An 11,825-nucleotide genomic window follows, 5' to 3' on the forward strand; every position below is an offset into this window, starting at 1 on the left:
CGGTGGTCGGCGGCGCGGTGGTCGGCGGCGCGGTGGTCGGCGGCGCGGTGGTCGGCGGCGGCGTCTGCGGCGAGCAGCTCCCGTCGGAAACCCGCAGGCCCGTGTTGGCGCCGGCCGTCTGACGGACGACGTCCGGTACGCAGCTCGCGCCGTCGAGGCGGTACGCGTACGGGATGCTGACGGTGGTGTTGGACGTCGGGTTGGGGCCGGCGGGGTAGTTCTCACTGCCGGCGCTGGACCAGGTGACGTTGTCGAAGGTGTTGCCGCTGACCTGCCAGTAGCCGCGCTCGTTGGTGTAGAAGGTGCCCAGGACGTCCTTCGAGTTCCGGAAGTAGTTGTTCTCCACCTTGGCCCGTGCGCCGGCCCGGGAGTTGATGCCGGACTCGTGCAGGCTCACGTAGTGGTTGTTGTAGATGTGCGCGATGCCGCCGCGCAGCAACGGCGTACGGGAGTCGATGTTCTCGTACAGGTTGTGGTGGAACGTGATGAAGCCGTTCGAGAGGTCGCTCTCGCTGGAGCCGATGAGGCCGCCACGACCGGAGTTGCGCAGGATGCTGTACGACAGGGTCACGTACTGGGTGTTGTCCTTCATGTCGAACAGGCCGTCGTAGCCCTCCGACTCCCCGCCGGACGCCTCCAGGGTGACGTGATCGACCCAGACGTTGCGGACCGTGCTCTCCATGCCGATCGCGTCTCCACCGTTGGAGGTGGGCGAACCCGACTTCTTGACGTTCCGGACCGTCACGTTCTGGATGATGATGTTGCTGGAGTCGCGGATGTGGATGCCCAACTGATCGAAGATCGCACCGCTGCCGACCCCGATGATGGTGACGTTGCTGATCTGCTTGAGCTCGATCACGCCGTCGGCGGTGTTGCAGCTCGAGCCCGACACCTTGCTGGTGTTGCCGTGGTTGATCGTCCCCGTCACCTCGATGGTGATCGGGGTGCTGCTGCTGGCACGCCCGCACAGCGCCGCGTGGATCGCGGTGCCCGTGCTGGCCCGTACCGTCTGCCCGCCCGCGCCGCCGGTGGTCCCGCCGTTCTGGGTGGCGTAGCCGGTGGCGGTGCCGGCCGCCGCCGACGCCTGCGGGGTGGACAGTGTTCCCCCGACCGCGATCCCGACAGCGGCCGTGGCCAGCGCCGCCAGAAGTCGCAGTGCGACTGGTCGTCTCATGTCGCGTCTCCTTCGTCATCGTCTGAATGTGCCGACGGCAGCGGCGATCGACACGCCGACCCTCCACGGGTACGCGATTCAAGTCGATCACTTTGCATTGACGGCAATCAATTGTCTGCTCATCGCGGAGAACCTCATCGCCCTGGCGTGCGCGGCGAAACCGCTGGCCAAGCGGCGCGTCGTCGAAGGCGCATCCCGATACGCGCCCGCCCAGTTCGGCGATGAAACATCGATGTAACGCAATCGTAGGAAAGCGGTTTCCCTCTGGGCAAGGGTTAGCGTTTGCAGGTTTTTTGCAGACGTTGCGACCTCTGGGACAGGGTGCAGGTCTGCGAGGGCACCAGGACCGGCCCTCCGTTCCCCCAGTGCCTGCGGACCACCCCCACCTACGTGATCCTCAATGGAGGAACCGGGTCGAACCACGACTTCCTGCTGGTCCCCAGTTGTCGGATCCGCGGCATCGAGTGCCCGTTCATCACCACCGCCAGCGCGCCGAACTACTGGCTCGACGCGTGGGACAACGCCCAACCGGGCCAGGCAGGACACGTCGTCTATCCCCACGTCGGGCTGGGCATCAACTCGGCCGACCCGGCGATCCGTACGCAGGACCAGCCGCACATCCACCTGGCCGGAATCCACTCGGGCATCCAGACCCAGCTCAACACCCACGACAGCACGATCACGAACAAGCCGTCGCGGTGGCGCAACCAGATCGTGCCGATCTGGGGACTGACGAGCACCGGCGCTCCTGCCCCCCGCTCGTACCGGGTGCTCCACGTCGCGAACCTGAACACGAACCTCTTCCGGCTCCTGCTCGACAGCGTGGTGCGGCCGACCGGCGCGACCATGGCGGCGCAGACGATGGCCGTGACACCCCGCCTGATCGGCAGCGGCGGCTTCTACGTCCTGAACAGCGAACCCGGTCTGCCCGTCGCCCCGGGCCAGCCCGGCGGCACCGGGACCGTCGACTTCCTGCTCGCGTACGCGTGACGCATTGACAGGCACCACTTGACGAAATAAATTCCTGGCAACAAGAAACTGTTTCGTACGCTCGCTGTGCGGCACTCACCCGCGAGCCCGCGAATGAGCAGCGAGGCCGGCCCGGACCAGGAGTCGGCCGACAGAGGAGGGTGCCACAGTCCCGCTGGACCCGTTCGCCGCACCATCAGTCCTGCCGCCGCTCGCGTATCCGCGACCGATGGCACGAGGGCCGATCGGTGCCGCCGCCCCGGCCTCCGCACCGGCGTTCCCCCGGTGTCTTCTCCGCGCCTGTCTGCGTAGCGCGAGAGTCGGTGGCCGACAGGTGATGTCGCGGGTTGCCATGCGGGACTGGACTGGACGGGCGATATTTCGACACCCCGCCGCCGCACGCTTGGGAGCGCTCCCGAGCATCGCCTGACGCACTGCTGACGTACCGCCCGGCGCTCGCCCGAAGACCGCACCACCGGACGCGTCGGCCGCCACCACCCCTTCAGGAGAAGTCTCATGAGAAAACGAAGAGTGACCAACGCCGCCCTGGTCTCGGCCGGTGCCGTCCTGCTGGCGTCGACGGCGGTCGCCCTGGCGGCGCCGGCCGGCGCCGCAGCCGCCGGCTGTGCGGTGAACTATGCCGTGTCGTCGCAGTGGCAGGGCGGCTTCGGCGCGAACGTCACCATCACCAATCTCGGCGACGCGGTCAGCAGTTGGACGCTGACCTGGTCCTACAGCGCTGGCCAGACGGTCACGCAGGCGTGGAACACGACTCTGACCCAGAGCGGCGCCGCGGTCACCGCCAAGAACGTCAGCTACAACGGGGCCATCCCCACCAACGGCACGACATCGTTCGGGTTCAACGGCTCGTGGACGGGCAGCAATCCCGATCCGTCCAGCTTCGCGCTGAACGGTGTGACCTGCACCGGCGGCACGACGCCGACCACACCGCCGCCGACCTCGGCACCCCCGACGACACCGCCGCCGACCACGCCGCCACCCGCCACTCCGCCACCCACCGGGCCGGCGGACATCACGGTGAACAGCGCCACCCGGTACCAGACGATCGACGGGTTCGGGGCCGCCCAGTCCATCTGGGGCAGCGCCTGGTCGACGACCGACACCCAGACGCTGGTCGGGATGGGTGCCAACCAGCTCGGGCTGTCCATCGTGCGCACCGGCCTCTCACCGGTGTCCAGCGAATGGTCGACCCACGTGAACTCGTTGAAGACGGCGAAGTCGTACGGGTCCGGTGTGAAGATCCTCGCCTCGCCGTGGACGGCGCCGGCGGCGTGGAAGACCAACAACAGCCGAACCAACGGCGGCAAGTTGAAAACCGACTACTACGACGACTACGCGAACCACCTGAACAGCTATGTCCAGTACATGCGCGGCCAGGGCGTGACCATCGACGTCACGTCGGTGCAGAACGAGCCGGACTGGCACCCGGACTACGACTCGATGGACTGGAGCGGCACCGAGCTGCGCAACTTCGTCCGTGATCAGGGCACCAAGGTGCAGAACAGCAAGCTGATGGTCGCCGAGGCGGTCAACATGAACTACGGCTACACCGATCCGACCCTGAACGACGCGACCGCCCGGAACAACATCGGCTACATCGGCGGCCACCTGTACGGCACCGAGGCCGCGGGCCGGCTGGCGCCGTACTCCCTGGCCGCCCAGTACAACAAGCCGGTGTGGATGACCGAGTGGAACTACCACGAGGCGGACGGCGGCGGTTCCAACATCTGGGGTAACCCCGCCAACCTGGCGGTCTGGAACGAGACGCTCGACGACATCATGCGCACGGTGCACAAGTCGATGGAGTCGAACTGGAGCGCCTACATCTGGTGGTACGGCAAGCGTTACTACTCCTTCATCGGCGACGGCGAGGCGGCCTACGGCACCACCGCGGGCGCTCCGCTCAAGCGCGGGTACGCGTTCTCCCAGTACGCGAAGTACGTCCGGCCGGGCTATCAACGGGTGGCCCTGACCAAGAGCTCCAAGGCCTCGCCGCTGGAGGTGACCGCCTACCAGGGCGACGGCAAGATCACGCTGGTGATCCTCAACCGGTCGAACAGCGCGGTCAACAACGCCGTGATCCAGGCCCCGCAGAACGTCAGCAGGGCCGAGTACTACCTCACCTCGCAGAACGCCAACGCGGCCAGCCAGCCGACCAGCGTGAACGGAGGACAGGCCACCATCAACGTCGGCGCACGCAGCATCTCGACACTCGTGTTCACTCTCTGACCGCTCCCGGGAGTCGGTCGCAAGGCGACCGGGCGTGGGGGTGCGAGCGACCGTGCGCTCCCCCACGCCCCACCGCGCCAGCGTGCCGGCGTCGCAGGGCCAGGTCCACGGCGGCATCGGGCCACCCCGGATGGTCGAACATGAAGCCCGCGGCGGAGAGCCGGCCCGGGGCGACGCGCCGGCTCTTCAACAGCAGTTCGGTGTCCGACCGGAGCACGAACGCGCCGACCTCCGCCATCAACCGGGTGGCCGGCAGGCCGACCGGAATCCGCCAGGCCGACCGCAGCGCCCGCATGAATTCCCGCTGTGGCACCGCGCCGGGCGCGGCCAGGTTCACGGGCCCGGCGATGTCGTCGCGGTCAATGAGAAAGCACACCGCGCGGACGAAATCCTGGTCGTGGATCCACGAGACGTACTGCCCACCGCCGGCGACCGAGCCGCCGAGCCCGAGCCGCGCGAGCCAGCTCAGCACATCGAACACACCACCGCGGTCGGGGCTCATCACCAAGGCCGAGCGCAGCGCGACCTTGCGCGTGTGGGGAGTCGCCGCCCGCTCCTGCGCGGCCTCCCAGTTCTGGGCGATCCTGACGCTGTACGACCAGTACCCGGGCACACCGTGCTCGCCGCCACCGAGCACGCCGTCGCGCTCGTCGTTGGCGGCGTCGAAACGGTGCGCGTAGATGGTCGCGGTGCTCATCTGCATCCACACCCTGGGCGGCCGGTCGGCCGCGGCGATGGCCTCGCCGACGACCCGCGCCGACTCCACCCGTGAGCGCATCATGGCGTCGAGGTTCTCCGGGGTGTACCGACAGTTCACACTGCGCCCGGCCAGATTGATGACCACATCGCTGCCGTTGATCTGCCGGGCCCAGTCGCCGAGCGTGGCGCCGTCCCAGCGAACCTGACGCGCACCCCTCGGCGAGCGGGTCAACAGCACCACGTCGTGACCCTGCGCGGTCAACGCCCGGTCCAGGATCGCGCCAACCTGGCCGGTGCCGCCCGGAATGACGATCTTCACGGTCGATCCTCGGTCGGCACCGGTTTTTGAACATGTTCAACCATGCTCCGAGCGTACGGCGGAACGGCCGCAGGATCAAGATCGATCACCGCGGCTCCCTCCCTGCGGGGAGCGCCTTCCCCGACAGGAGGGGACCGCTCCGGTCGGGGCCCCGCGAGGATCGGACGCATGACGACACCGACAGCGATCGCGCGCAGGAGCGGCAACGGCCTGACGTACGCCGTACTCGCCTGGACCGTGGCCTATGGCGGCGTACGTCTGGCGTGGACGGTCGGAGAGGCGCCGGAGTTCGGCCCGTTCGGATCCGACCTGCTCGGCTTCACCGGCTGGCGGTCGGTGGTGTTGTGCCTGGCCGCAGGCGCGGCGGCGGTGGCGCTGGACCGGGCGACGACCTGGCGGCCGATGCTCGCGGGATTCGCCTGGGCCCTCGGCGGGGCGCTGGTCGCGGCCGCCGCGATACTGCTGCCGGAGCTGGTGAGCCTCCTGCTGTTCGCCCGTGGCCCGTCCTTCGATCCGGTGGCGTTCGCGAGCCGACTCGGGTGCGTCACCGGAGCGGTGCTGCTCGGCCTGGCCACCGCCCGCTACCAGCGGCGCACCCGGGGCGACTGCCCGGACTGCTGCCGGATGGTCCGACCCGGCCAGCAGCGCTCGGCACCCGCGCCGTGGGCACGCTGGGCCGCGTACGTGGCGGTGGCCGGCCTCGTGACCCGGTTCGTGGCCCAGGCGGTGGTGGGCTTCGACGGTCTCACGCAGGACGCCTCGGTGATCGGGTTGGAGATCGGTCTGGTGCTGGCCGGGGCGCTGCTGCCGCTGGCACTGGTGGGGCACTGGGGTGAGGTCTGGCCGGGATGGGTGCCGCTGCTCGCCGGCCGCACGATCCCCCGACGGTTGTTGCTGGTGCCCGGCTTCGGGCTCGGGGCGAGCGTCGTGGCCTACTTCGGAATGGGGCTGACGCAGGTGGCATCAGGATCGGCAAGCGAGTTCTCTGACCTGTTCCTCTGGGTGGCCATGTCGGCGTACTGCCTCCTGGGGCTCGGCCTCCTCGCCGCGTCCAGCGATTACCACCTGCGCACCCGCAGCGCGTGCCGGGCCTGCGGCCGCTGACCGACTCCACTCCGGCGGACGCCCGACACCCGCCGGTCCCGGTCAGCCGGTGTCGCGGTCGTGGGCCTCCCGCCGGTGGGGTGCGGGAGTCCGGCCGAGGGAGTCCTCCCGGGCCGGTACCGTCCGCGGGCCGCGCGCGGCCGAGCGTGGCGCGGGCGAGACCGGCAGCCGTGGCGCCCCGCCGTTCTCCGCGAGCAGGTGCTCGGTCTCCTGCACCAGGTAGTGGGGTCGGCGCTTGGTCTCGTAGTAGATCCGGCCGATGTACTCCCCGATCACGCCCAGGATCGTCATCTGGATGCCGCCGAGCCCGATCACGCTGACGATGATGGTGGTGTAGCCGGGAACGTCGATGCCCTTCTCGACGGCGTCCGCGACCACCCAGGCCATGTAGACCAGCGCGATGAGGGTGAGGAACAGGCCGCCGTAGATCGCCAGGCGCAGTGGCCGGTTGTTGAACGACAGCAGGCCGTCGAACGCGTAGTTGAAGAGCTTGCCGAACGTCCACCTGCTCCGCCCCGACTGCCGGGTCTCGTTGGGGTGGGCCACCACCGCCGTCCGGAAGCCGATCCAGGAGAACAGTCCCTTGGAGAAGCGGTTGTATTCCGGCATGGCCAGGATCGCGTCCACCGCCAGTCGGGACAGCAGACGGAAGTCACCCGCCCCGTCCTGCAGGCGCACGTCGATCCACCAGTTGATCACGCGGTAGAAGGACCGTGAGGCGACCATCCGTACGAACCGGTCGCCACGCCGGTCCCGACGGGCGATCACCTGGTCGAAGCCCTGCTGATACAGCATCACCATCTCGGGCAGCAACCGCGGCGGATGCTGCAGGTCGGCGTCCATGATGACTACCGCGTCGCCGGTGGCCCGCTGCAACCCGGCGAGCATCGCCGCCTCCTTGCCGAAGTTGCGGCTGAGCGACGTGTAGCAGACAGCGGGGTCCGCGGCGGCGAGCCGGCGCAGCGCCGCGAGGGTGCCGTCCTCGCTGCCGTCGTCGACGTACACCACCTCGACGTCCACGTCGGGCAGCTCGGCGAGGGCGGCGCACACGGTCTCGTGCAACCGCTCCACCGACGCTTCCTCGTTGAAGCAGGGCACCACGACTGACAATCGCACCGTCGTCACCCCGCCCCGCCCGTACCCGGGCATCCGCCGCCGGCCGGTCCGTCGCCCGCGCGGTCAGAGGTGGTAGACCAGCGTGCCATCAAGATCCTCCCGGGTGATACCCAGCCCGTCGACGGGCCGGGCCGCGATGCCCTCCCACGGCGTCCCCACGGCGCGGCTCGGCACGAACACCACCGACCGCACGCCTATCCCCCGCAGGTACGCCACGCTGCCCGCATCGGGGAACGACGCCACCGCGGTCCGGGTCTGCGCCTGGCTGACCGGCTCGAAGCCGGCCAGACCGTTGGTCACCCGGGGGAACCCGTCGGTCGTCCACAACATGTACGTCAGATCGCCCACGCTGCCGGCCGGCAGCACCAGGATCGGGTCCTGCACCGTCCGCATCGCCGCCGGTGGCTGTGGCACGGTCGGGTGGGGTGTCCGGTTGACGCCCTCCAGGGTGACCATGGTCAACGGCACCAGCAGGACCAGCGGCGTGAGGATCCGCGTCCACTGGCGGGGCGAGGACTCGCGCAGCGATTCGGCCAGCGCCGTCACCGCGCCGGCGGCCAGCACCGCCAGCAGCAGGCTCGTCCAGTGCATCATCCGCCCGGGGGTGCGCAACGCGTCCCAGCCCGGCAGGAGCGTGGACAGTGTCAGGTAGCCCGGGTCTCCGTCACCGCCGAGGGTGGCGCCCAGGCCCAGCAGCACCGTGCCGAGCACGCCGAGCCCCAGCACGACCCGGTGGCGCAGCGGATACACCGAGAGGAACAGCCCCGCCGCGGCCAGCCCGATCAGCATCATCCCCGGCAGCAGCGCCATCTCCGGCGGCCAGGACAACTGTTCGCGTGCGGCGGCGTGCCGCTCGCCCCACAACCACGAGTCCGCCGGCGCGGTGACGAACCCGATCAGCGGAGGCGAGAACATCTTCGTCCAGTCCAGCGTCCGCTCGGCCTGCGGGTTGAGATCGACGACGCGCAGGTAGACCATACCCAGCAGCAGCGTCACCGCGCCGAACGCACCCCCACCGAGCAGATCCGCGAGCAGCAGCCGCCGGCCGAACGGCGGGCGCTCCCGCCGCCGCCACCAGGACCAGCCGTAGCAACCCGCCGCCACCAGCACCGCGGCCAGCAGGAAGTACACCAGCGGCAGACCGATGCCGAAGCCGAGGCTGATCTGCCAGGCGGCGACCAGCCACCCGGCCAACGCCCAGCCCGGCCGGCGGAGCTCGGGCCGGTACCCGTGGCGCAGCGACCAGCCGTGACCACGGGCCAGCATGGCCAGCGACAGCGCGATTCCCGCGCTGGACAGGATGTTCAGGTGCCCGGAGTGCGCCAACCGCCAGGGCGCGTACGCCCACGCGATCGCGGCGACGGCCCCGCCCCACCGGTTCGCGCCGAGCTGCCGCGCCAGGGCGTACGCCCCGAGCGACGCCAAGGCGTGCAGCAGCACGTACAGCACGTTGTACCGGACCACGGCGGCCTCGAAGCCGGACCCGAGCATCCCGATCGGCGCGTAGCCGAGCAGGGTGTCGCTGTAGGCGTACGTGTACTTCTCGGGGTAGAACGTGTTGGAGTGCCAGAGGTCGGCCGGGTTGCTGAGCAGAGCGTGCCCCGACCAGGCGACCTGCCAGGCCTGCAACAGCGGGTCGCCCAGGTCGCCGGGGATCGTGCTCGCCGGATGCCGCAGCGTCGGCCAGGTCAGCACCGCTGCCAGCAGCAGGCTCGCCAGTACCGCCACGGTCCATTCGGAACGGGCCCAGCGCCATCGACCCCAATCGGCCGGTGGCCGGTCGTCGGAGGTCGGCTCGGGCGTCGCGTTCTCCGTGGTCGGTGGCGGGGTGGCGGACCGGATAATCATGAAATAGATGCTCTCCAATAGTCCTGGCCTTGTCCATCCGCTGTCCGAAGCGTGGATGTGCAGGCACCGGGTTCAACGGTCGCGTACCGCTGGGCGTCGCGGTCAGCGGCGACGGTGGCGCGGACGAGGTGCGTCCGCGCCACCGCGCTGCCGGTTCAGCGGGTCAGGTGGCTACCCGACACGGACCAGTTGCCACTGCTGGTTGTTGCCGCCCCAGTCGGCATACTGCACGATGTTCCCGCCGTCGGCGGTCGACGCGCCCTGCACCTCGACGGCCTTGCCGCTGTTGCGGTTGATCAGACGCAGGTAGCCGCCGGAGGACTCGGCCAGCCGGAACTGCTGGTTCGTGCCGTTGCCGTCGCTCCACTGCACGATCGCCGCGGAGTCAGCGGTGGAGAAGTTGTAGACGTCCAGCACCTTGCCGGAGTTGCGGGACTTCAGTCGGTAGTAGCCGCCACCGGAGTCCACGAACTGCCACTGCTGCCACGCGCCGTCGTTGCGGGCCCACTGGTCGATCCGCGCGCCGTCGGTGGTCGCCCGTCCGTACACGTCGAGCGCCTTGCCGCTGTTGCGGTTGACCAGCACGTACCAGGCAGTGGTGTCCACCCCGGTGCTCGGCGGGGGCGTGGTGGGCGAGGTGCTGCCCCCGTTGAGGGCGTTGAGGACGGAGGTGTACGCCGGCTTCTTGTTGCCCGATCCATCGAACAGTAGCGCGTTGTCGGACCCGCGCCAGGAGTCGCTGTCCCGGACGCCCCAGGTCGTGATGCCGGCGCAGCGGGCGACGGCCAGGCAGGCGCGGGTCACCGAGGCGTAGATGTTGGCCTGGTTGGAGCCGGTCATCACGTCGAGCTCGGTGATCTGCACGTCGACGCCGAGGTCGGCGAAGCGCTGCAGGTTGGCCTGGTAGTCACTGGCCAACGTGGTGCCGAGGTGGGACTGGAAGCCGACGCAGTCGATCGGGACGCCGCGGGACTTGAAGTCGCGCACCATGTTGTAGATGCCGGTGGACTTCGCGTTGATGCCGTCGGTGTTGTAGTCGTTGTAGCAGAGCTTGGCGCCGGGGTCGGCGGCGCGGGCGGCGCGGAACGCCGCCTCGATCCAGTCGTTGCCGGTGCGCTGAAGGTTCGAGTCCCGTCGGCCGCCGCTGCCACCGTCGGCGAACGCCTCGTTCACCACGTCCCAGGCGTAGATCTTGCCCCGGAAGTGGGTGGCGACCTGGGTGACGTGGTTGATGGCGGCGTTGCGCAGCGCGGTGCCGGACATGCCCTGCGCCCAACCCGGCTGCTGGGCGTGCCACAACAGCGCGTGCCCCCGCACGCTCATGCCGTTGGCCTGCGCGTGGCTGACGAGACGATCACCACCGGTGTAGCTGAACTGGCCCTGGGACGGCTCGGTGGCGTCCCACTTCATCTCGTTCTCGGGGGTGACGCTGTTGAACTCGCTGTTGAGGATGCCGACGTACTGGCTGTTGGAGAGCTTGCCCGTCGCGACGGCGGCGCCGAAGTAGCGGCCCTTCTCGGCCGCCGACGCCCGCAACGTCGTTCCGGCGCTGGCCATGGGCGCCAGCGCCACCGTCATACCCGCGGTCAGTGCGACCGCGAGGGTCGCCGTCGCCAGCAGAGCTTTCTTGGGTCTCATGTCGTTCCTTCTCAGTGGTTGCATCGGTGGTGGTGATGTGCCACTTCACTCAGGACGGACTGATCCCGGTGGCGGACGCCGGCGTGAGCCGAGGAATCCGCAACGGTCATCCTGGGCACTGCGCACCGGCGCACGCAGCCTGGCCGGCGCTCGCCGGCAACCACGCGAGTCCTGAGACGACGTCCGCTGCCCGGGGACGCCGTGCTTCGAGGCGCGACCGCGGGACTCGCCCGGTGAGCCACCGACGCCGCCGACCTCTGCATCGAGAGTGAGCGATAACATGCTGTTCGTCAAGACGTAACGAGCCGGCCACATAGCCGCCCGGCCGAATCGGTTCGCGGAGCGTGCATCATTGCCACCTGTCGACGTCCGTACGGGAACGGGTCGACGATCCATGCGGCCTCGACGCTGTGGGCGCACCGGGCAATGGCCTTGTTATCGCTCACAGTCCAGGTCACCTGCCGCGCGTACCGCAGGGGCGCCGGGCGGGAATCCGCGCGCCGCTCGCGCCCGGCGAAGCCGGACCGGCGCGGTGGCCGCGGATCGGCCCGCGACAGGTGTAGCCCGAGTTGCCCGGGGGCAAAAGTCCGCGCATGGATGGGACGGCGTGAGGCGGCCGACGCGGTGTTCGCCGCCGGCGGCGTTCGGCGCGGCGGCGTTCGGCGCGGCGGCGTTCGGCGCGGCGGCGTTCGGCGCGGCAGCGCTGGG

9 protein-coding genes are annotated in these 11,825 nt (G+C 69.6%); 4 read left to right on the top strand and 5 right to left on the bottom strand.

Annotation, left to right across the window (positions count from 1 at the left end; genetic code table 11):
• The coding region (locus ABZU53_RS31205; RefSeq protein ID WP_355069151.1) for a pectate lyase at window positions 1-1,174 on the bottom strand (1,174 nt) is incomplete at its 3' end.
• A gap of 28 nt (window positions 1,175-1,202) precedes the next feature.
• On the opposite strand from ABZU53_RS31205, the gene ABZU53_RS31210 reads away from it, so the two are divergent.
• The 3 genes from ABZU53_RS31210 (at window position 1,203) to ABZU53_RS31220 (ending at window position 4,393) form a co-directional block, all read left to right on the top strand.
• The gene (locus tag ABZU53_RS31210) at window positions 1,203-1,412 is read left to right on the top strand and encodes a hypothetical protein (RefSeq protein ID WP_355069153.1); all 210 of its coding nucleotides are present in this window, start codon (window positions 1,203-1,205) and stop codon (window positions 1,410-1,412) included.
• An 83-nt stretch (window positions 1,413-1,495) separates the two neighbouring features.
• Window positions 1,496-2,164, top strand: a complete 669-nt coding sequence (locus ABZU53_RS31215; protein ID WP_355069155.1) for a CDP-diacylglycerol diphosphatase — start codon at window positions 1,496-1,498, stop codon at window positions 2,162-2,164.
• A 495-nt stretch (window positions 2,165-2,659) separates the two neighbouring features.
• Window positions 2,660-4,393 (top strand): cellulose binding domain-containing protein, encoded by a 1,734-nt coding sequence (locus ABZU53_RS31220; RefSeq protein ID WP_355069157.1) that lies wholly within the window; start codon window positions 2,660-2,662, stop codon window positions 4,391-4,393.
• On the opposite strand, the gene ABZU53_RS31225 is transcribed toward ABZU53_RS31220, so the two are convergent.
• On the bottom strand, window positions 4,383-5,411 hold the full coding sequence (locus ABZU53_RS31225) for a DUF1731 domain-containing protein (protein WP_355069158.1): 1,029 nt from the start codon (window positions 5,409-5,411) through the stop codon (window positions 4,383-4,385). The genes ABZU53_RS31220 and ABZU53_RS31225 overlap by 11 nt on opposite strands.
• A gap of 168 nt (window positions 5,412-5,579) precedes the next feature.
• Here ABZU53_RS31225 and ABZU53_RS31230 point away from each other — a divergent pair, with 168 nt between their 5' ends.
• Window positions 5,580-6,515, top strand: a complete 936-nt coding sequence (locus ABZU53_RS31230; RefSeq protein ID WP_355069159.1) for a hypothetical protein — start codon at window positions 5,580-5,582, stop codon at window positions 6,513-6,515.
• Window positions 6,516-6,557: 42 nt separating this feature from the next.
• Here ABZU53_RS31230 and ABZU53_RS31235 read toward each other — a convergent pair whose 3' ends face one another.
• From ABZU53_RS31235 to ABZU53_RS31245, 3 genes are all read right to left on the bottom strand, one after another.
• Window positions 6,558-7,640 (bottom strand): glycosyltransferase family 2 protein, encoded by a 1,083-nt coding sequence (locus ABZU53_RS31235; protein ID WP_355069161.1) that lies wholly within the window; start codon window positions 7,638-7,640, stop codon window positions 6,558-6,560.
• A 54-nt stretch (window positions 7,641-7,694) separates the two neighbouring features.
• Window positions 7,695-9,479, bottom strand: a complete 1,785-nt coding sequence (locus ABZU53_RS31240; RefSeq protein WP_354855485.1) for a hypothetical protein — start codon at window positions 9,477-9,479, stop codon at window positions 7,695-7,697.
• Between the two features lie 171 nt (window positions 9,480-9,650).
• The gene (locus ABZU53_RS31245; RefSeq protein ID WP_354855486.1) at window positions 9,651-11,117 is read right to left on the bottom strand and encodes an endo-1,4-beta-xylanase; all 1,467 of its coding nucleotides are present in this window, start codon (window positions 11,115-11,117) and stop codon (window positions 9,651-9,653) included.
• Window positions 11,118-11,825 lie beyond the last annotated feature (708 nt).

The organism is Micromonospora sp. NPDC005194, from assembly GCF_040608335.1.
In the GTDB taxonomy this organism is placed as follows: Bacteria; Actinomycetota; Actinomycetes; order Mycobacteriales; family Micromonosporaceae; genus Micromonospora.